29 protein-coding genes are annotated in these 23,981 nt (G+C 63.8%); 16 read left to right on the top strand and 13 right to left on the bottom strand.

Going from position 1 to position 23,981, the window contains the following annotated elements; translation table 11 throughout:
• Positions 1-408 precede the first annotated feature (408 nt).
• Both IE053_RS12570 and IE053_RS12565 read left to right on the top strand, forming a co-directional pair.
• On the top strand, positions 409-735 hold the full coding sequence (locus tag IE053_RS12570) for a hypothetical protein (RefSeq protein ID WP_189576490.1): 327 nt from the start codon (positions 409-411) through the stop codon (positions 733-735).
• A 39-nt stretch (positions 736-774) separates the two neighbouring features.
• A complete protein-coding gene (locus IE053_RS12565; protein ID WP_189576488.1) occupies positions 775-1,263 on the top strand; it encodes a hypothetical protein in 489 nt (162 codons plus the stop codon).
• A gap of 6 nt (positions 1,264-1,269) precedes the next feature.
• On the opposite strand, the gene pyrH is transcribed toward IE053_RS12565, so the two are convergent.
• Entirely contained in the window at positions 1,270-1,983 is a 714-nt protein-coding gene (gene pyrH, locus IE053_RS12560) for a UMP kinase (RefSeq protein WP_189576486.1), read from the bottom strand.
• A gap of 199 nt (positions 1,984-2,182) precedes the next feature.
• Here pyrH and IE053_RS12555 point away from each other — a divergent pair, with 199 nt between their 5' ends.
• From IE053_RS12555 to IE053_RS12545, 3 genes are all read left to right on the top strand, one after another.
• Positions 2,183-3,274 carry an SDH family Clp fold serine proteinase gene (locus tag IE053_RS12555; protein WP_189576484.1) on the top strand — a complete coding sequence of 364 codons (1,092 nt, stop codon included), beginning with the start codon at positions 2,183-2,185 and terminating at the stop codon, positions 3,272-3,274.
• A 99-nt stretch (positions 3,275-3,373) separates the two neighbouring features.
• A complete protein-coding gene (locus IE053_RS12550; RefSeq protein WP_189576482.1) occupies positions 3,374-4,042 on the top strand; it encodes a TetR/AcrR family transcriptional regulator in 669 nt (222 codons plus the stop codon).
• A gap of 137 nt (positions 4,043-4,179) precedes the next feature.
• The gene (locus IE053_RS12545) at positions 4,180-5,004 is read left to right on the top strand and encodes an ATP-grasp domain-containing protein (RefSeq protein WP_189576480.1); all 825 of its coding nucleotides are present in this window, start codon (positions 4,180-4,182) and stop codon (positions 5,002-5,004) included.
• Between the two features lie 50 nt (positions 5,005-5,054).
• Here the strand turns inward: IE053_RS12545 and tsf are convergent, their stop codons facing one another.
• Positions 5,055-5,963, bottom strand: coding sequence for a translation elongation factor Ts (tsf, locus tag IE053_RS12540; protein WP_189576478.1), 909 nt, complete (start codon positions 5,961-5,963; stop codon positions 5,055-5,057).
• A gap of 174 nt (positions 5,964-6,137) precedes the next feature.
• On the bottom strand, positions 6,138-6,971 hold the full coding sequence (gene rpsB, locus IE053_RS12535) for a 30S ribosomal protein S2 (protein ID WP_189576476.1): 834 nt from the start codon (positions 6,969-6,971) through the stop codon (positions 6,138-6,140).
• A 174-nt stretch (positions 6,972-7,145) separates the two neighbouring features.
• Between rpsB and IE053_RS12530 the strand changes: the two genes are divergently transcribed.
• A complete protein-coding gene (locus IE053_RS12530) occupies positions 7,146-8,126 on the top strand; it encodes a hypothetical protein (protein WP_189576474.1) in 981 nt (326 codons plus the stop codon).
• A gap of 67 nt (positions 8,127-8,193) precedes the next feature.
• Entirely contained in the window at positions 8,194-8,970 is a 777-nt protein-coding gene (locus IE053_RS12525) for a hypothetical protein (protein ID WP_189576472.1), read from the top strand.
• On the opposite strand, the gene IE053_RS12520 is transcribed toward IE053_RS12525, so the two are convergent.
• From IE053_RS12520 to pdxH, 5 genes are read right to left on the bottom strand one after another with little or no spacing between them, the layout of a single operon-like run.
• Complete coding sequence (locus tag IE053_RS12520) at positions 8,952-9,500, bottom strand: DUF4287 domain-containing protein (protein ID WP_189576470.1); 549 nt, start codon at positions 9,498-9,500, stop codon at positions 8,952-8,954. The genes IE053_RS12525 and IE053_RS12520 overlap by 19 nt on opposite strands.
• A gap of 15 nt (positions 9,501-9,515) precedes the next feature.
• The gene (locus IE053_RS12515; protein ID WP_189576468.1) at positions 9,516-9,686 is read right to left on the bottom strand and encodes a hypothetical protein; all 171 of its coding nucleotides are present in this window, start codon (positions 9,684-9,686) and stop codon (positions 9,516-9,518) included.
• A 3-nt stretch (positions 9,687-9,689) separates the two neighbouring features.
• Entirely contained in the window at positions 9,690-9,851 is a 162-nt protein-coding gene (locus IE053_RS12510; protein WP_189576466.1) for an SRPBCC family protein, read from the bottom strand.
• Between the two features lie 40 nt (positions 9,852-9,891).
• Entirely contained in the window at positions 9,892-10,332 is a 441-nt protein-coding gene (locus tag IE053_RS12505; RefSeq protein WP_189576464.1) for a VOC family protein, read from the bottom strand.
• A gap of 12 nt (positions 10,333-10,344) precedes the next feature.
• Positions 10,345-11,064, bottom strand: a complete 720-nt coding sequence (gene pdxH, locus IE053_RS12500) for a pyridoxamine 5'-phosphate oxidase (RefSeq protein WP_189576462.1) — start codon at positions 11,062-11,064, stop codon at positions 10,345-10,347.
• A gap of 70 nt (positions 11,065-11,134) precedes the next feature.
• On the opposite strand from pdxH, the gene aroC reads away from it, so the two are divergent.
• Together aroC and IE053_RS12490 are read left to right on the top strand one after the other, a co-directional pair.
• A complete protein-coding gene (aroC, locus tag IE053_RS12495; RefSeq protein ID WP_189576993.1) occupies positions 11,135-12,238 on the top strand; it encodes a chorismate synthase in 1,104 nt (367 codons plus the stop codon).
• A gap of 50 nt (positions 12,239-12,288) precedes the next feature.
• Positions 12,289-12,594 (top strand): DUF6460 domain-containing protein, encoded by a 306-nt coding sequence (locus tag IE053_RS12490; protein WP_189576460.1) that lies wholly within the window; start codon positions 12,289-12,291, stop codon positions 12,592-12,594.
• 6 nt (positions 12,595-12,600) lie between these two features.
• Here IE053_RS12490 and recQ read toward each other — a convergent pair whose 3' ends face one another.
• Both recQ and IE053_RS12480 read right to left on the bottom strand, forming a co-directional pair.
• Entirely contained in the window at positions 12,601-14,415 is a 1,815-nt protein-coding gene (recQ, locus tag IE053_RS12485) for a DNA helicase RecQ (RefSeq protein ID WP_189576458.1), read from the bottom strand.
• 66 nt (positions 14,416-14,481) lie between these two features.
• The gene (locus IE053_RS12480) at positions 14,482-14,973 is read right to left on the bottom strand and encodes a CIA30 family protein (RefSeq protein ID WP_189576456.1); all 492 of its coding nucleotides are present in this window, start codon (positions 14,971-14,973) and stop codon (positions 14,482-14,484) included.
• A 183-nt stretch (positions 14,974-15,156) separates the two neighbouring features.
• On the opposite strand from IE053_RS12480, the gene IE053_RS12475 reads away from it, so the two are divergent.
• On the top strand, positions 15,157-16,125 hold the full coding sequence (locus IE053_RS12475) for an alpha/beta hydrolase (protein ID WP_189576454.1): 969 nt from the start codon (positions 15,157-15,159) through the stop codon (positions 16,123-16,125).
• The gene (locus tag IE053_RS12470) at positions 16,122-17,084 is read left to right on the top strand and encodes an alpha/beta fold hydrolase (protein WP_189576452.1); all 963 of its coding nucleotides are present in this window, start codon (positions 16,122-16,124) and stop codon (positions 17,082-17,084) included. The genes IE053_RS12475 and IE053_RS12470 overlap by 4 nt, the downstream gene beginning before the upstream one ends.
• Positions 17,085-17,243: 159 nt before the next feature.
• Here the strand turns inward: IE053_RS12470 and IE053_RS12465 are convergent, their stop codons facing one another.
• Complete coding sequence (locus tag IE053_RS12465; protein ID WP_189576450.1) at positions 17,244-17,447, bottom strand: DUF2905 domain-containing protein; 204 nt, start codon at positions 17,445-17,447, stop codon at positions 17,244-17,246.
• A 97-nt stretch (positions 17,448-17,544) separates the two neighbouring features.
• Here IE053_RS12465 and IE053_RS12460 point away from each other — a divergent pair, with 97 nt between their 5' ends.
• The 5 genes from IE053_RS12460 (at position 17,545) to mnmC2 (ending at position 22,347) form a co-directional block, all read left to right on the top strand.
• Entirely contained in the window at positions 17,545-17,766 is a 222-nt protein-coding gene (locus IE053_RS12460; RefSeq protein WP_189576448.1) for an AMP nucleosidase, read from the top strand.
• A 66-nt stretch (positions 17,767-17,832) separates the two neighbouring features.
• Positions 17,833-18,138 (top strand): hypothetical protein, encoded by a 306-nt coding sequence (locus IE053_RS12455; RefSeq protein WP_189576446.1) that lies wholly within the window; start codon positions 17,833-17,835, stop codon positions 18,136-18,138.
• Positions 18,139-18,141: 3 nt separating this feature from the next.
• On the top strand, positions 18,142-19,239 hold the full coding sequence (locus tag IE053_RS12450; protein ID WP_189576444.1) for a serine hydrolase domain-containing protein: 1,098 nt from the start codon (positions 18,142-18,144) through the stop codon (positions 19,237-19,239).
• 79 nt (positions 19,240-19,318) lie between these two features.
• Positions 19,319-20,497 carry a lytic murein transglycosylase gene (locus tag IE053_RS12445; protein ID WP_189576442.1) on the top strand — a complete coding sequence of 393 codons (1,179 nt, stop codon included), beginning with the start codon at positions 19,319-19,321 and terminating at the stop codon, positions 20,495-20,497.
• Complete coding sequence (mnmC2, locus tag IE053_RS12440; RefSeq protein WP_189576440.1) at positions 20,494-22,347, top strand: tRNA (5-methylaminomethyl-2-thiouridine)(34)-methyltransferase MnmC2; 1,854 nt, start codon at positions 20,494-20,496, stop codon at positions 22,345-22,347. The genes IE053_RS12445 and mnmC2 overlap by 4 nt, the downstream gene beginning before the upstream one ends.
• Here the strand turns inward: mnmC2 and mtgA are convergent.
• Together mtgA and IE053_RS12430 are read right to left on the bottom strand one after the other, a co-directional pair.
• Positions 22,337-23,026 (bottom strand): monofunctional biosynthetic peptidoglycan transglycosylase, encoded by a 690-nt coding sequence (gene mtgA, locus IE053_RS12435; protein ID WP_189576439.1) that lies wholly within the window; start codon positions 23,024-23,026, stop codon positions 22,337-22,339. The genes mnmC2 and mtgA overlap by 11 nt on opposite strands.
• 2 nt (positions 23,027-23,028) lie before the next feature.
• Complete coding sequence (locus tag IE053_RS12430) at positions 23,029-23,967, bottom strand: glycine--tRNA ligase subunit alpha (RefSeq protein ID WP_189576436.1); 939 nt, start codon at positions 23,965-23,967, stop codon at positions 23,029-23,031.
• Between the last annotated feature and the right edge of the window lie 14 nt (positions 23,968-23,981).

Below are 23,981 nucleotides of genomic sequence, written 5' to 3'. Positions count from 1 at the left end.
CCCGGCGCCCAACAGCCAGATGGCGAAGAATGCCGCGGTCATCGCCGCGCAAATCAACCAGAGCTTCCAGCGAGCCGGACCTCTGCTTGGGGTCGTCACCCGCCGGTGCATCTCGGCATGGACGGCGTTCCCCTCACCCGCGCGCGCCCGCCACCGGGCAGAACGCCTGGCGCCATACTTCCGGTCGAACAGCAGCTGCTGCTCACAGCGGGAAAGCTGCGCAAGCTCAGTCGGAGAGACAGGACGACGGTCGCCGCGCATGGGATGACCCCGGAACTACGAGAACACGGGTATGACCTATGTTCTGGTTTTGGTCTAGTGGGGTCCGAGTTTTCGTCGGCTCCTGATAAATCCTTTGTATGCCGAACTGTATCCTGCCAATCTCAGGTTCGATAGGAGTGTCGTTCCATGTTTCGAGCCGCCTTGGCGACCATAGCGCTTTCCGCGTGCGTTTCCGCGCCGAACCTCGCGCAGCAAACAGGCTGCAGGCCACCCGCCGGTTGGGAGGCGGCGGCCCTGCGGGCAGAGGGCCAGATTCTCACCTTCGGCGAGACGCATGGCACCAAGGAAGGGCCTGCAGCGGTCGCCGAATATGTGTGCGCTGCAAGCGCGAAGGGTGGCGGCAAGACAGTGTTCGCCGTCGAGATCGGCAAGCGCTACGACGCCGCTCTTCAAGCTGCGCTGCAGGCGGATGATCCACGCAAAGCGCTCGTCGATGCCATGCCAGGCTTCTAGGAAGGCCAGGACGGCCGGGCGAGCGAAGCTGTCCTCGAGATGCTCGTCCGCATCGCCGAACTGAAACGCTCAGGCCTCGACATAGAAGTCGTGCCCTTCGTCAAGGTTTCGCCCGAAGCGATCAAGGCCCTGCAGAGCGGCGATCAGTCCCTGATGGAACAGGGCTACGCGGACGAAATCCTCTCCAGAACTAACGACGCAAACCGCACCATTGTCTTGGTGGGGAGCATTCATGCGGCGAAAGCAGAAGGACAATACCCCTTCGTCACCTTCCCGCCGATGGCCAGCTTGTTCCCCGACGGCTCGATCAGCCTGGACTTCGTCCATGACGGCGGGACGGCATGGACGATGCGCGATCGCGTAGGTGCCAGCCGCCCTGCGAAGCCCAGCCGCGTCCGCCCGTCGGAAATCGGTTATCCTCGGATCGTCTTTGACGAGGATCTGCTGCCTTTCTTCGACGGATATCTCTACGTCGGTCCATTGACGGCATCCCTGCCGGTGCTGATGGACTCCGAAGAAGGCGAATAGGCCAGCCTACCCGTTCACAACCGTCGTAAACTTCCCCTGCCCCGTCAGGGCACCGACGATCCCGTCCTTCAGGCTGAAGACCACGATGGGGATCTTGTTCTCGCGCGTCAGGCTAACGGCTGCCTGGTCCATCACCTGCAGGTCCTTCGAGAGGATCTCCTTGTAGGTGATCTCCTCGAAGCGCTCCGCATTCGGATCTTTCTTCGGGTCGGCTGAATAGATCCCGTCGACCTGGGTGCCCTTGAACAGCGCTTCGCAACCCATCTCCGCGGCGCGCAACGCGGCGCCCGTGTCCGTTGTGAAGAACGGATTGCCCGTACCGCCTGCGAAGATCACGATCCGGCCCTTCTCGAGGTGGCGGATGGCGCGGCGGCGGATATAGGGCTCGCAGATCGACTGCATCTCAATCGCGGACATCACCCGCGTATCGGCGCCGATCTTCTCCAGCGAGTTCTGCACGGCCAGCGCGTTCATGATCGTCGCGAGCATGCCCATATAGTCGGCGCTCGCCCGCTCCATGCCGTTCTCGGCCATGGAGAGGCCGCGGAAGATGTTGCCGCCACCGACGACCATGCAGACTTCGACGCCAAGTTCGGTCGCGGCTTTCACTTCCTTGGCGATCCGTTCCACGGTGTCGATGTCGATGCCGAACTCGCGGTCACCCATCAGCGCTTCGCCGGACACTTTGAGAAGGACGCGGCGGTAGAGAGGCTCTGCCATGTGGGGGTCTCCGAATTTTGGAGGCGGCTATCAGATTTGGTCCTGTCCCGCTACCGCCCTCGCCATGACGAGACGTTAGAAAAGAGCGGCAATTTTTCCTGGGCCCTCGCCCCGCGGCACAGGTCTTGATAGTCTTGCCTGGGGTCTGGGCCTTCGGGGTGTCTGAATGGAAAATCAAAAGCCTGCCGAGAGCAGAGGCATGCGCGCGCTTCGCGAGACCGAAGCGCGGCGGCTCGATCTGTTGCGGCAGATCGGGGAGCAGCGTGGCTCCCTCGTCCTCACTTACATCACCAGCTACCGCGATGGCTGGAACACCATGGTCCTGTCCGAGGACGTGCGGATCATCGAGCGCCACGTCGCCCGTGCGCGAGCCGACGGCGTGCGCAGGATCGACCTGTACCTTTCCACCTGGGGCGGGGATGCGACCATGCCCTGGGCGCTCCATGCCATGCTGCGCGACTACCTGCCCAAGGCGAAGATCGGTGTGATCCTGCCGTTCGAGGCCTATTCGGCAGGCACCGGCATCGCCCTCGGCGGCGACGAGATCATCATGGGCCTGCCAAGCGTCCTCGGTCCGACCGACACGCAGGCGTCGGGCTATTTCTGGCAGTCCGAGCCCACGGGCGGCGGGGTCTCATCCCTCAAGGGCTTCCTCGATATGCTCCGCGATTTCGACCTCAAGGGCCGGATTGATGACCGACAGATGCTCGAATGGCTGACCCGCAACGCGGACCCGCTCCTGCTCGGCGAGGTGTACCGCAAGTTCCGCGAGAACAAGCGCAAGATCATGAAGATCCTCGACAGCCGCCAGAAGCCGCTCAGCGAGAAAGAGAACAAGCGTATCGCCGATTTCTTCCTCTATGAGGTCGGCATCCACGCCCAGGGTATCCGCCGCCGCGAGGCCCGCGACGCTGGCGTCAGCTACATCACGGATCTTGAGCAGTCCGGCGTCGAGGCTCCGGTGGAGGAACTTTTCGACGCCTATTCCGAGGTCATGCAGCTGTTCACACCCTTTACCCGCCGTCAGCCTCGCGGCGGACCTGGCGGCTTCGAGCGCGACGTCGATCTCAACGGAGAGCATTCGGGCACGACCCCGGTGGTCATGATCGAGAGCCTCTACGAGACCAATGCCGCGTTCAAGGCCTTTGGGGTCGAGCGCCATTGGCAGCCGCCGCAGCTTCCGGGCGACCCTGCAAAGAAGACCGAGCAGGCGCCTGCGGAGAAGCCCGCAGCGCCGCAAGCTGCCATGTCGTGGACCAGTTCCGAGCGCCCCCGGCGTCGCACGCGATAAACGGCCGCTCGGTCAACTTCGACTTAACTCGAAGGCCCCTATCGCTTCCCTACCGAGCATAGGCTTGGATTTGACCGTCCGTTCGGTTAGGATCTCATCATGCCGAGACCTGCAAAAACCTCCGATGAAGAGCTTTTGGCCCAAGTGGTCACCGTGTTTCGCGAAGCGGGCTATGAAGCTGCCTCGCTGAGCCGTCTGAGCGAGGCGACCGGCCTCAAGCGCGCGAGCCTCTATCACCGCTTTCCCGGCGGCAAGGAGGCCATGGCGGAAGAGGCGCTAGCTTCGATGCTGCGCTGGGCTGATGCCAACATCCTGTCACCGCTGCGCGAGCCCGGCGATCCGCGGGAGAAGCTCGACCGCGCCGCCAGCGCCTTCTCCGAATACTACCGGGACGGTGCGCTCGCCTGCCTCATCAATCTCTTCGGCTCACCGGACGCAGCGCCCAAGAGCCTGACCCGCGGCGTCCAATCCGTCGTCTCCGCCCTGATCAGCGCGCTCAGCAATGTCCTCCTCGAAGCGGGCCTGCCGAGCGACGAGGCGCGCACCCGCGCCCTTCGCGGCGTGGTCCTCATCCAGGGCGCTCTGGTCCTCTCCCGCGCCTTCAGGGACACCGCGCCCTTCGAAGCGACGATGGCACGCTGGACCGACGAGCTCCTCGGCCCGGTCGAGGCTGGCTCTCCCCCGGCGAAAACCGAAGCGCCCAAGACGCCCATCGTCGACGTCCGCGCCGCCGTTGCCGCTCACCTCAAGGGCCGTATCGGCAGCTGACCGGGATTGCGTGGAGCCATCAGGCGGGCCTACCCTGCCCGGATGTTCCTCACCGCCTGCATCCCGATCCGCTGAGCCTGCGCCAGCCCCGAGACAAAAACCGGCCGCGCCGCGCGCCGGAAGCAGACGGTATCACCATGACCCTGACGATCCTCGTGCCCGATGGAGGCTGCCCGCTCCCGTGGCGAGCACACTACGACCGGCTTCAGGCCGCTTTGGCCAGCGCCAGCATCCAAACGCAGCCTGCCCCCTGGCCCGAGCTTCCCGCGACCGGAGCCGCCACGCCGCTCCTTGCCTGGGGCTACCACCTCGAAGCAGAGACCTGGGATCGAGCGCTCGGCGCACGCGACCCGGTGGCCCCCACGCTTAACGCGCTCGGCATCCTGCGTTGGAACAGCGACAAGAGATACCTGCGGGATGTCGAGCGAAGGACGCCGATCGTCCCGACGGTCTTCGCTGAGACCGTGACTGACGAGACTGCCAGGAGCGTCCGGCAGCGCTTTGGCCGTGGCCCGCTTATCGCCAAGCCCTTTGTCGGGGGCACTGCCTACGGCGTCAGGCGCGCGGAAGATGCGGCGGAGCTTGTCGGCGCGGAGCGCGTGCTGATCCAGCCGTTCCTCGACGAGATCACCGCGTTCGGGGAAATCTCGATCATGGTTTTCGCAGGCCGCTATAGCCACGCCGTTTTGAAGACTGCTGCGAACGGTGAATTCCGTGTGCAGAGCGACTTCGGCGGCAGGGTCGAAGCTTTCGAGCCGCCGGCCCCGGCAATCGGCGCCGCTATGGCCGCCCTCACCGCCTGTCCTGAACCGCCGGTTTATGCCCGCGTCGACCTCGTTCCGCACGGGGGCGGCTGGGCCGTGATGGAGCTCGAGCTGATCGAGCCGGAGCTGTTCCTCGACCACGCACCCGATCGCGGCGCAGCGATGGCGAAAGCCTTTGCCGAAGCCCTCCGCCAATAAAAAAGCCCGGGCACGATGGCCCAGGCTTCACAATTCCGTAGACGGAAGGCTTAGCTCTTGTTGAGGCTCGCGACTTCGGCGGCGAAGTCATCGTCTTCCTTCTCGATGCCTTCACCCAGCTCGAAACGGATGTAGCCCTTGAGCTCGGCGCCAGCATTCTTGACGACGTCCTTGATCTTGGTTTCGCCATCGATGACGAAGATCTGCTCGAGCAGGACGCTCTCTTCGTAGAACTTACGGATGCGGCCTTCGACCATCTTCTCGATGATATTGTCCGGCTTGCCCGACGCGCGGGCCTGTTCCGAGAGGACATCCTTCTCGCGCTGGACGACAGCCTGGTCGAGGCCTTCGATGTTCAGCGCTTGCGGGCGGGCGGCGGCGATGTGCATCGCGATCTGCTTGCCGACAGCCTGCAGGGCTTCCTTGTCGCCGGTCGATTCAAGAGCGACGAGAACGCCGATCTTGCCCTCACGGTCAGCGATCGGGGTGTGCAGGTAAGGCACGACAACGCCGTTTTCGACGGAGATGCCTTCGGCGCGGCGCAGGGCCATGTTCTCGCCGATCGTGGCCACCATGGCCGTGATCTGCTCATCGACCGTCTTGTCCGTACCCGGATAGGGGGCCGAACGCAGCTTGTCGGTATCGCCGTCGACGGTCAGGGCGATGTCGGCGATATCGCGGACCATCGTCTGGAACTTCTCGTTGCGGGCAACGAAGTCCGTCTCGGCGTTGACTTCAACCAGCGCGCCCTTGGTGTCGTCGAGGGCGTAGGCGACAAGGCCGTCAGCAGCCGTGCGGCCCGCTTTCTTCGCTGCCTTCGCCAGGCCTTTCGTGCGCAGCCAGTCGACGGCCTGCTCGACATTGCCGTCGTTTTCGACGAGCGCTTTCTTGGCGTCCATCATGCCTGCGCCGGTCATTTCGCGCAGTTCTTTCACCATCGATGCGGTGATCTGAGCCATTTCTGGTTCTCCTCGGAGGGGCGTGCGTGAGAGCCGCCCATTGGTGTTCGCTAATGGTGGCGCACGTCTGCGCCCAAGCCCGATTTGTCAAGGCGCGGTTCAGTAAGGTTCCGCGCCATCAGGATCGGGAAAGCGGTGCAGCCGGAAGTCTTCAGGCTGCACCAGTGAAGAGGCTCAGGCGCTCTTTTCAGCGACGGCTTCTTCGCTCTGCTCGACTTTCTCTTCGGCAGCGGCTTCGGCTTCCGTGGTCGGCTCGTCGGCGAGCAGGACTTCTTCAGCCAGCTCTTCCATCTCGCCGAGGTCTTCGCCGGACGCGACAGCGGCAGCGCCGAGACCATCAATGACCGCATCGGCAACGAGGTTGCAGTAAAGCGAGATCGCGCGCGAAGCGTCGTCATTGCCGGGGATCACGTACTGCACGCCGTCCGGCGAGCAGTTGGTGTCGACAACGGCGACGACCGGGATACCCAGCTTCTGGGCCTCCTTGATGGCGATCTGCTCCTTGTTGACGTCGATGACGAACATCAGGTCCGGAAGGCCGCCCATGTCACGGATGCCGCCGAGGGAAAGCTTCAGCTTCTCCGCTTCGCGGGTCATCATGAGCTGCTCTTTCTTGGTGAAGTTCGCAGTCTCGCTGTTCAGCGTTTCCTCGATCTCGCCAAGGCGCTTGATCGAGTTGGACACCGTTTCCCAGTTGGTCAGCGTGCCGCCGAGCCAACGGTGGTTCATGTAGTACTGGGCACAGCGCTCGGCTGCCTCGGCGATCGGCTGCTGGGCCTGGCGCTTGGTGCCGACAAACAACACGCGGCCACCGCCTGCCACCACGTCGCGCACTTTCTGCAGCGCCTGGTGGAGGAGCGGAACCGTCTGCGAGAGGTCGATGATATGCACGCCGCCGCGCTCGCCAAAGATGAACGGACGCATCTTCGGGTTCCAACGGTGAGTCTGGTGGCCAAAGTGGACGCCAGCCTCCAGCAGCTGACGCATGGAGAATTCAGGTAAGCTCACGATGTCTCCTTCGGTTGAGCCTCGGGCGATGGGGAAGCTTGCGCCACCGAAGGTCCACCGCCCTGTGGATTGATCCGCGCGCGATAAACGCGGCTCGGCTAAAAGGCAAGAGCCTATAGTCCCTTGTCAGCCCTTGCGTCGTACTTCTAAGGTTTTTCCACAAGGGGCTTTTCTATGGCCATATTCCACTTCGCCTTCGCAGCGATCGCTGCTGCCGTGACCGCTGCACAGGGCGCGCCCACGGCCGATGAAATCCTCGACGCCTACAACCACCATGATCGCATGGAGGCAGCCGCCCTGGCCCACATCGCAGCCGCCCCGTCGAGCTGCGCGATCCAGGCCGAGGTGGACACTTCGGGAGGACCGACCTCAAGTTCCATTGACGCGCGGCGCAAGCTCGTTGCTGCGAAGGCCGAGATCGAAGCGCTCCGCCCGATCTCATCTGTCCGCATGATCGCGCCCGAAGCCATCGAAGCGGACAAGCGCGGCATGCTCGAGCGGCACGAAGAGCTCCTCCGCCAGACCACCGGATGGGACCAGCGCAAGCGTAAGCGCCAGAACGGCATCGACACCGAAGTGAACAGGCTCCTTTCCGAGATGTGGTTCAATGCCATCTACGCGCGGCGGCAGAACCTCAAGCTCCTGATGGATGACTCTGCGCTCAAGCTCCAGAACCACCACGCAGTGTTCGCCAGCACCGCCTTCGGCGTGATCGGCAGGAAAGAAAAAGGCGGATCCTTCGTCTATATTCCGACTGCTGAGGACATGGAGTTCACAACGTCAACCATGCTGCGTTACCTCGACGAACTCCGCAAAGGAGTTCGCGAGAGAGAGCTCCTGCTGTCGCAGCTCAACGACGAAGAGCGCGCCGTGCTGGGACAAGCCCTTAAGTCGCAGATCGCCGCGCACAGGTCTTTCATCGCCGGAGAAGAAGAAGCCTACGCCTTGGCCAAAAAGCTGGCGGACGACATCGCTGCGCTCATCGACCAGCCCTATGACCGGGACCTCTATCAGCAGCTTTGTCTGCAGGCGGAGAATATTTTCTGGTCTGCTTCCGCGGACAGGGCCGCCAGCTATCGCGCTGTGAGGGACGCGGACGTCAAGGTCTTTCGGATCGTCGACGAGAAATTCACGCGCTCAGGGCGGTTGAAGTAACGTCGGCAACGGACAGAATACACCGCCAGCCATTGTGATGGGCGCAATCCGTTCTTACCTAAATGTTATGCAGACAACGGATACGAACGCCAGCGCCCACCGCCCGGCGCTGGAGCACTTTTTCGCGCGCGCATGGACGGCGCTTGAAAGCATCCCGAGGGTCGGCGGCGTGTTCCTATGGGCCCGCACGAGGCCGCTGCTCACCATCCTGATCTGGGGGGCGTTCGCCTCCACCATCGGCGCCGCGCTCGGCTTTCTTCCGTATATCGGGGGAGGCCTCAAATGGGGCATCCGGATCGTCAGCTTCGCCCTAGCCTTAGGCCTCGGCGTGCGCTGGGCCATGCAGGGGACGAAGACGCCTCTCATCAAGGACCGTGTCAACGCCCTTCCCGGCTGGGGCAAGGCGCTGGCAGGCACCGGCTTCGCCATCATCCTGATGGCCCTCGTCCAAACCTCAGCCTACACCGTAAGAGCGAATTTCGACCGCATCGCCACGGGCGACTGCTTCGATGCTCAAATCACGTCGATGGGTGCGGAAACCGAAACCCGCCGCTACGGCAAGACCCCGCTCTGGTCGATCGTCAATGTCGAGACTGGCGAAGCCCTGACCATCCGCACCGAGGACGTCGTCGTACCCCTCGGCCTCAGGATCGATAGCGCTGATCTCTCGGCCCAGCTCAACAGCAAGGCTGGCGACGGCCATACCTATCGTCTGTGCACGGTTGGCCGGAACATCTCCGCCACGGCAAGCTGGCTCAACCCGACCAAAGTCTTCTGGCGCGGCGAGCGCCCGTACGCGACGCGGATTAGCGAGCAACCGGTCGTTCAACCAGCGCGGCCATAAGCCTCCTTCATCCAAGCCTTCACCTCGGCGTCAAAATCCTTCGAGTTCTCCAACCGGACCCGGTGACTGCACATGGCGTTATAGGGCTCGAGCCGCCCGGTCGGCTCGTCCCCTTTTAGCGCGAGGCCGAGATCGATCCGCGTCCTCGTCGCCGGGGTGATCAGCGCGAACTGTTTCTTCCTCCGCAGGCTGACGCTGGCCTTTTTCGGTGCCACCTCGACATCCTCGCCGAGGCCCTGCGCATAGGCGAGGATCTCGTCATAGAGAGGGCGCAGCCCGGCCTTGGCCCCGGAATACTGCGCGGCAACGAGGTCCACCTCCCCCTCACCGCCCGTCTCCCGCGCCCTGGTCGCAATCAGGTTCGCAAAGCCGTGCCCGACCCCGTGGTCGGTCTTCAACATTCCCACGATCTCGCCATGCTTCTCGAGCCCGCTGGCGCGGATCAGCTTGATCCATTCATCGAGCGTTCTCCCGGTCTTCTTTGGGATGTTCGCCATCGTCGTCGCCAGCTGTTCTTCCGGTGTCGCCATGGTCCTGTCCTCCCCTTAGAGGCTGCTGATGGTCTCGAAGGACCAGTTCTCTGACTGGCTCGCCTTGGGTGCAAAAGGCGCCATCAGGCCCATCATCCACAGCATCATCCGTGTGCCGAAGGCCGGCTTGCCGTTGTCCGCCACCTGCCCGAAGGTGTTGACGATGAACGGTCGGCCCTGCGCCATGCCTCATGCGGTCTTCGTCCCCTCGCGCATGTCCCAGGCGATCAGCGAGAACCGCTCCCCGTCATCGAGCTCCTTCAGCTCATAGGTGACGGCGCACGGAGTATCCTCATAGCCTGTGAACTTGAACGTATGGGCGTAGCGATGCGGCGGATCGCACTCGAGCACCTCTCCGACGACGCTGCGGGACTGCTTTCTCCGCTGAGGACTACCAGGTGCCGGTGTTGTTCATCGACGCCCACGGCTCTTTCGGAGGCAGGTTTTCGCCGCGCTGGAGGAGCTCGATCGAGATCCCGTCGGGTGTTTTGACAAAGGCCATATGCCCGTCCCGCGGCGGCCGGTTGATGGTCACCCCCATCGACTGGAGGTGCTCGCAGACGGAGTAGATATCGTCGACCCGGTAAGCGAGGTGCCCGAAATTCCGCCCGCCGGAATACTCTTCGGGATCCCAGTTGTAGGTCAGCTCGAGCAGCGGTGCCTTGGCTGTCCTCGCCCGCTCCACATCGCCGGGAGCCGCAAGGAAGACCAGCGTGAACCGCCCCTTTTCGTTGTCATAACGGCCGGTTTCCACCATCCCGAGGCCATCGCAGAAGAACCGCATCGTTTCTTCGAGATCGGAGACCCGGATCATCGTGTGAAGGTATTCCATCGCGCGCCTCGTTCAGGGGTAGAGCTGCTCTGTCTCCCAGCCGTCATCGGTCTGCCGGAACAGCTTTCGGTCATGCAGGCGGAACGGCCGGTTGACCCAGAACTCCACGGTTTCGGGAATGACCCGGAAGCCCTTCCACCAGTCAGGTCGCGGCACATCCTTGCCCTCGAAGAGAGCCTCGTAGTCCGCCACTCGGGTCTCGAGGATATCCGGGCCCGACATCGGCCGGGACTGTTGGCTGGCCCAGGCACCGATGCGGGCGCCCCGGTCCCGGCGGGCGAAATACGCATCCGCCAGTTCGTCGGAGATCACTTCGGCCCGCCCGCGGATCCGCACCTGGCGCCGGATCGACTTCCAGTGGAACAGCAGCGCGCAGTTGGGGTTACGCTGCAACTGCTCGCCCTTGGCGCTGGCGAGGTTGGTGTAGAAGGTGAAGCCGTGATCGAGTTCCTTCAGCAGGACCATCCGGCTGTCTGGCTTCCCCTCCGCATCCACCGACGAAACCGCCATGGCGTTCGGATCGTTGATCTCGTGTTCCTTCGCAAGCGCGAGCCATTCCTTGAACAGCGCAAGCGGCTCCTCGTGGTCACCGAAGACATCGCCCTGGTCGGCATCGACGGAGAAGGCTTCCTGCGCCTTGGCCTCTTTGGCATAGTCCTCGGCGGTGGGCGTATCGGGGATCAGTGCCTCGGTGCCGGCTTCGGCCTCGGGCTTATCGTCAGACTCACTCATGACCGCTCTCCTAAGCGAGGCGCAGCATCACCGCTACCATTCCTTGAGCGGCTGGGGCTATGGAGAGATCATGTCGCACAATTCCTTCGGCCATCTTTTCCGCGTGACCACATGGGGCGAGAGCCACGGACCAGCCTTGGGCTGTGTCATTGATGGCTGCCCACCGGGCATCCCCTTCGATCTCGAACGCGTCCAGGCCGCTCTCGACCGTCGCCGCCCCGGCCAGTCCCGTTTCGTCACCCAGCGCCAGGAAGCCGATCAGGTCGACGTTCTATCAGGCGTTTTTGAAGATGACCGAACGGACGGTATTGTCACCACGGGAGCGCCGATCAGCCTGATGATCCGCAACACGGACCAGCGTTCGAAGGACTATTCCGAGATCCGCGACAGATACCGCCCCGGCCATGCCGACGTCACCTATGACGCCAAGTACGGTGTCCGTGACTACCGCGGCGGCGGCCGCTCGTCGGCAAGGGAGACTGCAGCCCGCGTCGCCGCGGGCGCTGTCGCGCAATTCGTATTAGATCAACTGTTCGGTAACGTTGCGATCCGCGCGGGGCTCGTCTCCATGGGGCCGCATGATGCTGCGGCACGTGACTGGGCCGCTGTCGATCAGAACCCGTTCTTCTGCCCGGATCCTCACGCTGCCAAGGCATGGGAGAAGGCCCTCGACGACGCCCGCAAGTCCGGCAATTCGCTCGGCGGCATCGTCGAAGCGGAAGCGACGGGCCTACCCGCTGGCCTCGGCGCGCCGGTCTACGGGAAGCTCGACCAGGACATTGCTTCCGCACTCATGTCGATCAACGCAGCCAAGGCTGTCGAGATCGGCGACGGCATGGCCGCTGGCCGCCTGTCAGGCGTCGAGAATGCCGACGAGATGCGGATGAAGGACGGCAAGATCGACTACCTGTCCAACCACGCAGGCGGCATTCTCGGCGGCATATCGACCGGTCAGCCGGTCGTCGCCCGCGTGGCGATCAAGCCCACCTCCTCGATCCTCACGCCTCGCAAATCGGTCACGGCGCAGGGCGAAGAGACCGAGGTCGTCACCAAGGGCCGCCACGACCCCTGCGTCGCCATACGCGCCGTCCCCGTCGTCGAGGCCATGATGGCCATCACCCTCTGCGACCATGCCCTCCGGCACCGTGGCCAAGTTGGCACTTTCCAGGTCTGATCGGCAGATCAGGTCTTCTAACCGGCGCGAAGAGGGTTAAATCTATCGCCATGAGCGACCAGAACCCCCTGCGTGACCGCATCCTGTCCCCCACCGTCAATGGCGGCGCCATTCTGCGCACCGTCATCCGTCTGGCTGTGGCCTGTCTCGTGGTGGGTGCGCTCCTCGCGATCCTGCGCCTCAACCCGATCCGGATGTGGCAGCAGCTCTACGAATGGATGCAGACAGGCCTGATCGATCTCTTCGGAACGGGCCTCGAAGGTCTCTCGCTGGTCGGAACCCTGATTGCGACAGGCGCGGTCATCGTCCTGCCGATCTGGCTCATCGGCAAGCTCCTCAGCCTGCGCAAGCGGTAACGGCGCTCAACCCCGGATAACCTCGAGGAACGTCTCGCCATAGACCTCGGCCTTGCGAAGGCCGACGCCGTACACTGCCAGCAGCTCCGCCTGACTGGTGGGCTGGCGCACGGCCATGTCGATCAGCGTCCGGTCGGAAAAAATCGTGTAGGCAGGCGCGCCCTTGGCTTTCGCCAGCTCCAGACGCTTCGCCTTGAGACGACCGAGCAGTTCCTCGTCAAAATCCGGCGGCACCACGATCTGGGTCTTCTTCAGGGCCTGCGTTGTCTCTTTCGCGCGGGTCTTCTTCAGCGAGACTGACCCGCCGGCGTTCAAGAATCCCCGCCCCTGGGGCGTGACGACGATCGAGCGGTACTCGCCCTGCATCTCGACATAGCCTTGAGCGAACAATTGCCCGACCAGCGACCGCCAGCTCTTCGCCGGACGCTTCGTGCCCCGCGCAAAGACCGTCAGGTCGTCATGCTTGGCCTTCAGCACCTTCTCCGTCTCCGCTCCGCGCAGCACGTCGATGAGGTGGGCCTGTCCATAGACCTCCCCCGTCTCCATCGCCGCTTCGAGGAACAGACGTGCATCAGCGGTGGCATCCTCCGTCTTCGGAGGGTCGATACAGACATCGCACTTCCCGCAAGGCTCGGTCCGCATCTCGCCGAAATAGCCGAGAAGCAGGTTCCGGCGGCAGGTCAGCGCCTCGCAATAGGCCGACAGGATATCGAGCTTGCGCTTCTCATGCCGCTTGATGTCTTCCGGCGCTCCGCCATCGTCGATCATCCGGCGACGGAACATGAGGTCCGAAGCGGAGTAAAGGAGGATCGCCTCGGCAGGCCGCCCGTCACGGCCGGCGCGCCCGATCTCCTGGTAATAGGCTTCGGGCGAAGCAGGCATATCCCTATGAATCACATAGCGAATGTCCGGCTTGTCGATCCCCATGCCGAAAGCGATCGTGGCGCAGACGACGAGGTCGGGCTCCGACAGGAAGCGGTTCAGCCGCTCGCCCCTCTCCTCGTCTGGCAGCCCTGCGTGATAAGCGATGGCGTTGTGCCCGGCGGCGGAGAGCTTCTCGGCAAGGTTCTCCGTGTTCTTGCGCGAGCCGCAATAGACGATCCCCTGCTGGCCCCGCCGTTCATGCAACAGCTCTTCGATCCGCTTGTCAGGGCCAGACTTCTCCTCGACGGAAAGCGTAAGGTTCGGACGGTCGAAGCCCGAGACGAAGGTCTCGACGTTCCCAGCGAACAGCCGCTCCACCATGTCCGCCCGCGTGTCCTCATCCGCCGTGGCGGTGAAGGCAGCCACCGGCGTTCCGGGCTTCAGGGTCTTGAGGTTCTCGAGCGCGAGGTATTCCGGCCGGAAATCATGCCCCCACTGGCTGATGCAATGGGCCTCGTCGATAACGAAAAGACTGACATCGGCCTTCGCCAGCGCCGCCTGCATACGCTCCGTCGCCAGACGTTCCGGCGACATATAGAGAAGCTTGATCTCGCCCGCGACCGCAGCCTTCCAGTCGGCGACGTTCTCCTCCCGCGTCCGCCCCGAATGCAGCATCCCGGCAGGCGCGCCGAAGCTCTGAAGCAGCGCAACCTGGTTCTGCATGAGAGCGATCAGTGGGCTGACGACCACGGCAAAGCCGGGACGCATCAGCGCCGGGACCTGGAAGCACAGCGACTTCCCCGCCCCGGTCGGCATTACGGCGAGCACGTTCTGGCCGGAAAGAAGCGCATCGACCACGGGCTTCTGCCCTGGCCGGAAATCCTCAAAGCCGAAGACCTCCCGCAGGGTTTCGCGCGGGTCCTCAGCCGTCTCGTCTCTCTCGTGAACCGCCACCATCGCGCGGGTGTGCCGGGATTTCCCGGTGGACTGCAAGAGTTGACAGGATGAATTCCGGAGGGGCCTCTAGCCGCAGACCTCGACCTTCGAGATCGCGAGCCGGAACGGCCCGTCCTTGCCATCGGCGAGGATGATCCCGAACTGCTCCGCCTTCGCAGGATCGAACGGCGGAGCAGGCACGTTGCGCCCGAACACCGTCGTCGGCATGTCTTTCAGCTTAGCCGCCAGCCCGCCCTCGCGAGGCTCCAGCTTCGCCCGGTAGGTCACTGCCCGGCCGCGATAGCGCGCGTCGCCCTGCAGGATCAGCTCATAGCCGCGGCCATCGCTTTCGGCCTCGAGCCTGATCTCGACGGCACCGGCGATCTCACCCGGCGAAAGCTGCCGCCTTATCGAAGAGAACCCCCCGCCATTCGTGTTGATCGTGCCTTCAAAGACCAGCGCTCCGTCCCGCACGGCGATCCCGCCCTCGGACCGTCCGCCCATCACCCCGTCATTGACGGTGAACCACTGAGCGGCCGCACCGCTGCCGAAATCGTCGAGTATCGCGCATTCCATCATCGGAGCTGGCCGTCCTTGCTTCCGCGCCTGTCAAAGGCCGCCTGCTGGATTTTGGCGTCCTCGCCCGACTGGCAAGTGACGCAGAGCCGCACCTCAGCCGCCGTCGCGCCCGTCATAACGGTTATCAGTGCCTGACGGTTCGCGAGGGTTCCAACCCGGCGAGCATCGGGGCAAACTTCTTCCATGCTCATCATCGATCCGAAAGTCTTCGACCCCGCCTCCATCGCGCCTGAGACCCAGGCCATGAATGACCAGATCGAGGCCTTCCTCGCCTCTCGCCCGACCATCATGGAGGTCGGCCCGGAGGTCGTCCGTGAGGTCCGGCGTTCAGGCGAAGGCGTCCTCGGCAAGCAGCCCGAACATGAGATGGCGCGCTGGGAGACGGCGAAAGCCCTCGGTCTGGAGGTGCCCGTCCGCGTCTTCCACCCCGGCGGGGATCTCAAGGGCATCTACCTCCACATCCATGGAGGGGGCCATGTCCTTGGCAATGCCGACCTTCAGGACCAGACCCTTGCCGCCATGGCGCAGAAGCTCTCCTGCGGTGTCGTCAGCGTGGAGTACCGCCTTGCGCCGGAGAATGTCTGGCCGGCGGCCCCTGACGACTGCGAAGCGGCTGCGGTCTGGCTCTTCGAGAATGCACAGGATCTCTTCGGCACTGACAAGATCGTCGTCGGCGGCGAGAGCGCGGGCGGCCACCTCTCCGCCGTCACCATCCTCCGCATGCGGGACAATCACGACAAACGCTTTGCCGGCGCGAACCTGATTTACGGCGTCTACGACATGTCAGGCACCCCGAGCGTCAAGCTCTGGGGCGAGCGCAACCTCATCATCTCCACGCCCATCGTGAACTGGTTCGCGGATCAGCTTTTCCCGCCCGAGCAGTTCCCGGACCTCGACAAGGAGGACGCGGCGATCTCCCCACTCTATGCGGACCTTTCAGGTCTCTGCCCGGCGATCTTCACGGTCGGCACGCTCGATCCCATCCTCGACGACACCCTTTTCATGGCGCCCCGGTGGCTTGCAGCGGGCAACCGCACCGAGCTTGAGATTTACCCCGGCGGTATCCACGCTTTCGACATGATTCCCGGCCTGCCCATTGCCGAGGCACAGAAGAAACGCACCTACGACTTCATCGCGAGCTGCTTCGCGTGAGCCTGCCGCTTGGCTTTCCCGAGCCGCAGATGGTCAGGGCGGGCGACGTGGATTTCTCCGTCCACGTCGCCGGACCGGAGGATGGCCTGCCGCTTCTCATGCTCCATGGCTGGCCCGAACTCGCCTTCAGCTGGGCGCCTCTCGTCCCTGCACTGACAAAAGCAGGCTGCCGCCTCTACATGCCCGACATCAAGGGCTTCGGCGGATCGTCCAAACCGACAGACGTGCCGGAATACCACATGGAGAAGATCGCACAGGACTACCGCGCCCTTCTCGATGCGCTCGACCTCGAAAAAGCCGTGGTCGTCGGCCATGACTGGGGCGGCGCCATCGCCTGGCCGATGAGCCAGCGCCTTGCGGACAGGTGCCTCGGCGTGGCGAGCTTCTGCACCCCTTATCCCGAGATTGCCCCGGCCCCACCGCTCGCCATCATGAAAAAGCGCTTCGGCGAGCGCTTTTACATCATACAGTTCCAGGACGAGGAGCTGCCCGACCGCGTCTTCGGCGGGCGGGAGGAGGAGTTCTTCCCTTTCATCTTCCGCCCCGGCCCGCCCCGTGAAACCTGGGGCAAGCTCATGCCCGGCGTCATGGCCCTGCCCGACCGTTTCGCCGAGTCGGACGGTCAGTACCCGGATGTCGTCGTGCCTAGCGAAGCCCTGCCGGTCTATGTCGAGGCTTACCGGAAGTCCGGCCACAAGGCGCCGACCATGGTCTACCGCGCCATCGATCTTCACTGGGAAGAACGCAAAGCCTTCGACCCGCCGATCACCGTCCCCGCCCTGATGGTCACGGCCAGCCGCGACCTCATGCTCCCGCCGGAAGCCTCCCTCGGCATGGAAGAGCGGATCGCCGATCTCTCACGAGCCGAGATCGACAGCGGCCACTGGATCATGTGGGAGAAGCCGGACGAATGCACCGACGCGCTGCTGGGTTGGCTGAAGGCGAAAGCACTCCTCTAGCCGCTGTCATTCCGGGACCTGTCCTTCCGGGGCCAGCGAAGCTGGGACCCGGAACCCAAACAGCGCTCCCTGTGACTTCCAAGCGTGAGGCTTCGCTCGCGCGGGAATGACAGCAAGACGGTGGCGCGACGCTCGTCGGCCTTCCGCGACACGCATCTCTCACCGCCCCCCGAAAACCCGCACCAAAACCGTCAGCACCACGCTGATCACCACGCAGGTCATCACAGGCAGGTAGACCTTCACGCCGCCGCGCTCGATCACGATGTCGCCCGGAAGGCGGCCGAGCGGGATCTGGGACAGCCAAGGCCAAAAAAGCCCGACGGCGACGATCACGATGCCGATGACAATCAGTGCCTTTTGCATACCCGTTCCCTATGGTTCGCAGAACCTGCCTGTTGAAGCCGCGCGCGGAACCTGCGATGCGTGCGGCTGTTTCGAACACTTATATGAGGGACCAGACATGGCCGACCAACCCGAGCGCATCACCATTCTCGCCCGTGAATTCAGCGCTGCCGCTCTCGAATTCCACCGCGGCAAGATGGCTGAGAAGGGCTACGTCATGGAAGGCTCGATCACGCCGCGGAAATTCCAGATGATCGAGGGCCATGACGCTCCGAAGGACCTGTTTGACGGCGACGTCCTCTTCGCCGTGACCTTCCGCAAGAAAGACGTCGAAGCGTAAGGCCTATCGCAGGATCGCTCCGGCTGATACCATCTCACACGCAGCGTCGTTCAGGGACCCCTCGCCGTGATCATTCGTTCTTTCGCTCTTGCCGCATCTCTCCTCGCCGTGACCGGCTGTGCTACGGTGTCGAAGATGACCATCGCCGACAGGCTGGAGAATCTGGGCCTGTCCCGAGACCGGTCGGTGTGCATGGCGGATGAGCTCGACGACCGGCTGAACGACGACCAGCTCAACAAATTCGCCCGCTTCACGGTGGAGCTCGACCGCGCCGATACGGCGCTCGAGGCGATTTCTTCGCTGCGCCAGATCGAAGATCCCCGCATCGCGCGGGCAGTGACGGCCTCGGCCTTCTCCTGCGCACTGAACTGACCCGTGCAGGGGCACGTCGACGGCAGCTTCGAGGGCGTCCGGGAGGTCCTCGAGCAAAGCATTGAAGCGGGTGAGAACCTCGGCGCGACTGTCTCGGTGATGATCGAGGGCGATACCGTCGTCGATCTTGCCGGCGGCTTCCAGGACAAGGCGAAGACCCTTCCCTTCACCACGGATACGCTGGCCTGCGTTTTCTCGTCGGGTAAGGCGGTCTGCGCCGCGCTGGTCATGGTGGCGGTTTCGGAGGGCAAGCTCTCTTACGACCAGACCGTCGCGTCGCTCTGGCCGGAATTCGGCCAGGCCGGGAAGCAGGACATCACCGTCGCCCAGGTGCTCAGCCACCAGGCCGGGCTGGCTGCTTTCGTGGAGGAGCAGGATCCGAAGATATGGCTCGACTGGGATGCGACCTGCGCCGCCATCGCGGCGATGGAACCCCTTTGGGAGCCGGGCACCGCGTCCGGCTACGGGCCACAGACCTACGGCTACATTGCCGGGGAAATCCTGCGCCGGGTCAATGAAGGTCAGTCGGTCGGCCAGCAGCTTCGCAAGCTGACCCGGGACGTGATCTGCGGCATGACCCTGAGCGAGGCGACCCGTGCGGCGCCGCTGGTGAAGCCGAAACAGGCTCCTGACCTAGGAGAGCTCAACGAGATCAAGAAGGCCGCCTTCCTCAAGCCCTGGTCTGCTCCTTCCGGGGTTTCACGGCAGGAATGGGCCGCAGCCGAGATTCCGGCGTCGAACATGCACGCCAATGCCCGCGGCCTCGCAGAATTCATGCAGCTCTTCGCCTTCGGCACGGGCCTCGGCCTCACCGCCAGCGATGAAGCGCGCGAGGAAGCGTGGAAAGAACGCATCCACGGTCCGGACAAGGTGCTGCCCTTCACCCTTTCCTGGGCCGCAGGTGTCATGCGTGAGACCGGCGAGATCTTCGGCGCTCCGCCAACAGCCATCGGCCATTACGGGTTCGGAGGCTCCTGCGTGATGGCTGACCCGGCAAGGGGGCTGAGCTTCGCCTTCGTGCCGAACAAACAGTCTCCGCACCTCGTCGCCGACCCGCGGGCAGTCGCCCTTATACGTGCCGTTTACCAAGCTGTGTCCTGAATCCCGGCAAGATCGTCATTGGACCCGCACCGTTCCGCTCAGCTAGGATAGCGGTTGTGCAGTCTGGGGAGCACTCGCCTTGATCATCGCGCCACTTGCCGCACTCGCGCTTGCCGTCGCTACGCTGAACCCGGAGTTCGAGGCATTCCGCCGCGACTTCCGCGACGACGCCATCGCCGCAGGCATCCACCCGGAGATCTACGACATCGAGATGGCGACGGTGGAGCCTCTCCCCGTCGTCCTCAAGCGCGATGCCAACCAGCCGGAATTCGTCCGTCCGATCTGGGAATATCTCGACAGCGCCGTTTCTGACCGCCGCGTCGCAGACGGCCGCAAGGCTTATCTCGAAAGCCGCGACACGCTGGAGATGATCAGCAATTCCTATGGCGTCGATCCGGGCGTCATCGCGGCCATTTGGGGACTTGAGTCTAATTACGGTCGGATCCTCGGCACCAATGACATCCTCTCCGCCCTGTCGACCCTTGGTTACCAGGGCCGGCGCCAGACCTTCGGGCGCCGGGAGCTGATCGCTGCACTGAAGATCCTGCAGGAAGGCTACGCCACCCGCGACCAGCTCAAGGGCAGCTGGGCCGGGGCGATGGGCCAGACGCAATTCATTCCGACAACCTACCTCGCTTATGCCGTGGACCAGAACAATGACGGCCGTCGCGATCTCTGGGGCGATCTCGAAGATGTCTTCGCTTCGACCGCCAATTACCTTGACGAGGCCGGATGGCGCACGGGCGAACCGTGGGGGATCGAAGTGACGCTTCCTAACGATTTCGACTATGCTGCTGCAGATGGGACCAAGGTCGCCGTCGTCGACTGGATCCGCGCGGGCGTGAAGGGCGCCCGTGTCGCCCTGCCCGACGCGGTGGACCTCGACACGCCAGCCAAGCTGCTCCTTCCGGCGGGTGCACGGGGGCCGGCGTTCCTGACGTTCAAGAATTTCGATGTCATCAAGCGCTACAATAACGCCACTTCCTATGCTCTCGGAGTCTCTCTCCTCAGTGAACGGATCAAGGGCTCGGAGGAAGGGCTTGTCGCGGACTGGCCACGCGATGACCGACCGCTCAGCCGATCCGAGCGCGAGGCGTTGCAGGCCCGGCTCGCTGAGCTGGGCTATAATCCCGGCGGTATTGACGGCGTGATAGGCCCCAACACGCGCCGCGCGCTACGGTCGTGGCAGAAGGCCCAGGGTCTGCCGGCTGACGGCTACCCATCCGCTGCGATGCTGGCCCTTCTCCTGGAAGCGTGAGCAGGCTCGGCGAGCCCGAGCTTGAGGAAGGCGAGGCCGGAACACTCCGTTCGCTGAGCTTCGGAGATATCTACTACTCGCCCGAAGACGGGTTGGCGGAAAGCCGCTACGTTTTTGTCGATGGAAATGACCTGCACCGGCGGCTCGAAAGCGTGGAAAGGGGGCAGGATTTTGTCGTCGGCGAGCTGGGGTTCGGCACGGGACTGAACGTTCTGGCCCTATGGCAGGCCTGTGCCGAGGTCCGTAGTGGCCCGCTCCATATCTGGAGCTGCGAAGCGTTCCCTCTGCACAAGGACCGCTTTGTCGAGATGCAGCGGCGGATCGCGGAGCGCTGGCCTGAACTTCGTCCCTATGCGGATCGGCTGGCTGCGCTCTATCCAGAGCCCTGCCCCGGAACGGTCCGTCTGGACCTTGCGCCGCATATCAGCCTGACCATTGCGTTCGGGGAGGCCGAGAAGGCTCTGGCCGCCGCTGACTTCAAGGCCGATGCGTGGTTCCTCGACGGCTTCGCCCCGTCCAGGAACCCCGCGATGTGGTCACCCGCTGTCATGGCGCAGCTTGCGCGCCTGTCGAAATCCGGAGCGACTGCAGCGACGTTCTCCGTCGCCGGCGGCGTCCGCGCTGCCCTAGAGGGTGCAGGCTTTGCGTGGGAAAAAGCGCCCGGTTTCGGCCGCAAGAAACATATGCTCCGTGCTAGGATCGATGAGCCGAACGGGGAACCTTCCGAAAACCCGTGGTTCGCAGCACCAGGTCCTGTGCCAGCGGGAAAGGTGGCGATCATCGGTGGCGGCATCGCCGGAGCGCATCTGGCCCATGCCCTCCACGCACACGACCGCGAAGCCGTGCTGTTCGACCCGCAGCCTGCAGGCGGTGCATCCGGGAACCCGGCGGGCCTGGTCATGCCGCGACTCGACGCCGACGACAGTCCAGCAGCCCGCTTCTATCGCGACGCCTTTCTCCATGCCGTGCGAACCTACCGGATCATGCCCGAAGCCTTCACGCCTTGCGGTGGGGAGATGGCTATCGACGATGCCAAGGCCGAAGGCATTGCCTCCCACGGACTATGGCCTGACGGTGCGCTTGAGTTCCATGGCGGCAGGGCGCTGGTGCGTGACGCGGGAGTTCTGAGACCGGAAGTTGCAGTCCGTACGCTGATGGCTGGGGTGCAACAGATCGCAAACACAGTCGTTTCGATCCATCAGGAGGACGCAAGCTTTGTTGAGACTGCGAATGGCGAACGGCACGGCCCTTTTGCCGCAGTCATTGACGCACGAGGCGCTGCGCACCAAGCGACGCAGGCTGACGCGGTGATGCCGTCCCTTGGACAGATCGATGTCTTCGATGGTCCGTGCCTCGATCGAATCGTCACGGATGGGTCCTATGTGGCGCCTCTCGGCAGCCAGCTCATCGCGGGCGCAACCTATGCGGCATTCGCGGGCGGCGAGGTCGGTCCATCGGCGGAGAATACGGAGGCAAACAGGGCATCGGCCGCGGCGTTGCTCGGACGACCCGTCGGCAACCACGTCAGTTCCCGTGCTGCACTTCGCGCGACGACGCAGGACCGGCACCCGATGGCAGGGCCGCTTTATGATACGGGTCGTGCGATCCACGCGTATCGTGGCCTCGCCAAGGGCTCGCGTCAGGATTATCCGCCTGCGCCCTATCGCAAAGGTCGCTACGTCCTTACGGGACTGGGCTCGCGCGGCCTTGTGACAGCTCCGATCCTTGCCGCGCATGTGGCGGCGCAGCTCTGCGGCGGGGTCTCGCCCCTGACCCGCGATGCGGCTGACATGGTGCATCCAGGGCGGTTCCTGGTTCGCGCCATCAAGCGCGGCAAGGTCAGTCCTTGAACACGCAAGCGTCGAAGCCCTCGGCCTCGACGGTATTCATCCGTGCCCGCACGGTGCCGGAGCGCTTGCGAACGTAAGGCCCCGGCGGGTCGACCCGCCATTCGTTCGGATTCGGCAGGACCGTGGCGAGAAGGGAAGCCTCGTACTTCGTCAGGTCCTTGGCTGACTTGCCGAAGCGCTCCTGCGCAGCGGCCTCCGCACCGAAGATCCCATCGCCCCACTCGGCCACGTTCAGATAGATCTCCATGATCCGGCGCTTGGAATAGGTCAGCTCCATCGGCACGGTGTAAGCTGCCTCGAAGACCTTACGTACAGGACCCCGGCCGGGCCAGAGATAGGCGTTCTTCGCGGTCTGCTGGGAAATGGTCGATGCGCCGCGCAGGGGCTCACCGTTCTTGTAGTCCTCCCAGGCGGCTTTCATCTCGCCAAGGTCAAAGCCGAGATGGCGGCAGAACTTGAAGTCCTCCGAAGCGATCACGGCACGGATAAGATGCGGCGAGATTTCGTCGAGCGAAACCCAGTCGTATTTGACCTCTTCGCCCTGCATCGAGCGCCAACCCATCAGCGTTGTGCCCGGCACCGGGAAGAAGCGGTAGAATGCGAGGAAGAACAGGCTGACGATGACAAGCCCGATGACGAACCGGACGCCGTATTTCAGCGCTGTCCAGACCGCGCCCATACCTAGGCCGCCGCCTCCGACACGCCAGGCTTGCCCGAAGCGCCCTGCGGGCTTTCAAGCCAGGCCTCGCAGCACATCTTGGCAAGTTTCCGTACCCGGAGGATATAGCTCTGACGCTCCGCCACCGAGATCACCCCGCGGGCGTCGAGAAGGTTGAACAGGTGGGAAGCCTTGATGCACTGCTCATAGGCAGGCAGGCAGAGCTTCGGCGCGTCTTCACGGAGGAGGTCGGCGCAGGCTTCTTCCGCTTCGGCGAACTGGCGGAAGAGAACCTCAGTGTTCGCTCGTTCGAAGTTGTAGGCGGACTGCTCGACCTCGTTTTGGTGGAAGACGTCGGCATAGGTGAAGGGCTTGCCCGTGTCGGGGTTGTGACCTCCATAGACGAGGTCGAAGGCGTTATCGACGCCCTGCACATACATGGCGAGCCGCTCAAGCCCGTAGGTGATCTCGCCCGTCACCGGCTTGCAGTCGAAGCCGCCGACCTGCTGGAAATAAGTGAACTGCGTCACCTCCATGCCGTCGCACCAGACCTCCCAGCCAAGGCCCCACGCGCCGAGGGTCGGGCTTTCCCAGTCGTCCTCGACGAAGCGGACATCGTGCTTGGTGCGGTCGATGCCGATGGCGTCGAGGCTGCCGAGATAGAGCTCCTGGATGTTCTCCGGGCTCGGCTTCAGGACGACCTGGAACTGGTAGTAATGCTGGAAGCGGTTCGGGTTGGCACCATAGCGGCCATCGGTCGGACGCCGGCAGGGCTGGACATAGGCAGCGTTCCAAGCCTTCGGACCGAGCGAGCGCAGGGTCGTCGCGGGGTGGAAGGTGCCCGCCCCCATCTCGAGGTCGTAAGGCTGCAGCACAACGCAGCCATGATCCGCCCAGTAGTGCTGGAGCTTCAGGATCAGGTCCTGGAAAGTGAGCGGTTCGGTTTTGGCGCTGCCCGTCAATCTCGTCTCCTGCG

The organism is Parvularcula lutaonensis, assembly GCF_014651915.1.
GTDB lineage: Bacteria > Pseudomonadota > Alphaproteobacteria > Caulobacterales > Parvularculaceae > Parvularcula > Parvularcula lutaonensis.
Note: the sequence above shows the minus strand (reverse complement) of the source record. Positions and strands in the feature narration are given on the sequence as shown.

Coding starts and splice junctions, on each gene's coding strand:
- mtgA (WP_189576439.1), bottom strand. CDS start 23,026: ATGGGCGCGGTCTGGACAGCGCTGAAATACGGCGTCCGGTTCGTCATC.
- IE053_RS12555 (WP_189576484.1), top strand. CDS start 2,183: ATGCGCGCGCTTCGCGAGACCGAAGCGCGGCGGCTCGATCTGTTGCGG.
- pyrH (WP_189576486.1), bottom strand. CDS start 1,983: ATGGCAGAGCCTCTCTACCGCCGCGTCCTTCTCAAAGTGTCCGGCGAA.
- IE053_RS12475 (WP_189576454.1), top strand. CDS start 15,157: ATGCTCATCATCGATCCGAAAGTCTTCGACCCCGCCTCCATCGCGCCT.
- IE053_RS12550 (WP_189576482.1), top strand. CDS start 3,374: ATGCCGAGACCTGCAAAAACCTCCGATGAAGAGCTTTTGGCCCAAGTG.
- IE053_RS12525 (WP_189576472.1), top strand. CDS start 8,194: ATGCAGACAACGGATACGAACGCCAGCGCCCACCGCCCGGCGCTGGAG.
- IE053_RS12490 (WP_189576460.1), top strand. CDS start 12,289: ATGAGCGACCAGAACCCCCTGCGTGACCGCATCCTGTCCCCCACCGTC.
- IE053_RS12570 (WP_189576490.1), top strand. CDS start 409: ATGTTTCGAGCCGCCTTGGCGACCATAGCGCTTTCCGCGTGCGTTTCC.
- IE053_RS12520 (WP_189576470.1), bottom strand. CDS start 9,500: ATGGCGACACCGGAAGAACAGCTGGCGACGACGATGGCGAACATCCCA.
- IE053_RS12480 (WP_189576456.1), bottom strand. CDS start 14,973: ATGATGGAATGCGCGATACTCGACGATTTCGGCAGCGGTGCGGCCGCT.
- recQ (WP_189576458.1), bottom strand. CDS start 14,415: ATGGTGGCGGTTCACGAGAGAGACGAGACGGCTGAGGACCCGCGCGAA.
- IE053_RS12465 (WP_189576450.1), bottom strand. CDS start 17,447: ATGCAAAAGGCACTGATTGTCATCGGCATCGTGATCGTCGCCGTCGGG.
- IE053_RS12545 (WP_189576480.1), top strand. CDS start 4,180: ATGACCCTGACGATCCTCGTGCCCGATGGAGGCTGCCCGCTCCCGTGG.
- IE053_RS12530 (WP_189576474.1), top strand. CDS start 7,146: ATGGCCATATTCCACTTCGCCTTCGCAGCGATCGCTGCTGCCGTGACC.
- IE053_RS12565 (WP_189576488.1), top strand. CDS start 775: ATGCTCGTCCGCATCGCCGAACTGAAACGCTCAGGCCTCGACATAGAA.
- pdxH (WP_189576462.1), bottom strand. CDS start 11,064: ATGAGTGAGTCTGACGATAAGCCCGAGGCCGAAGCCGGCACCGAGGCA.
- IE053_RS12515 (WP_189576468.1), bottom strand. CDS start 9,686: ATGGCGCAGGGCCGACCGTTCATCGTCAACACCTTCGGGCAGGTGGCG.
- aroC (WP_189576993.1), top strand. CDS start 11,135: ATGTCGCACAATTCCTTCGGCCATCTTTTCCGCGTGACCACATGGGGC.
- tsf (WP_189576478.1), bottom strand. CDS start 5,963: ATGGCTCAGATCACCGCATCGATGGTGAAAGAACTGCGCGAAATGACC.
- IE053_RS12505 (WP_189576464.1), bottom strand. CDS start 10,332: ATGGAATACCTTCACACGATGATCCGGGTCTCCGATCTCGAAGAAACG.
- IE053_RS12460 (WP_189576448.1), top strand. CDS start 17,545: ATGGCCGACCAACCCGAGCGCATCACCATTCTCGCCCGTGAATTCAGC.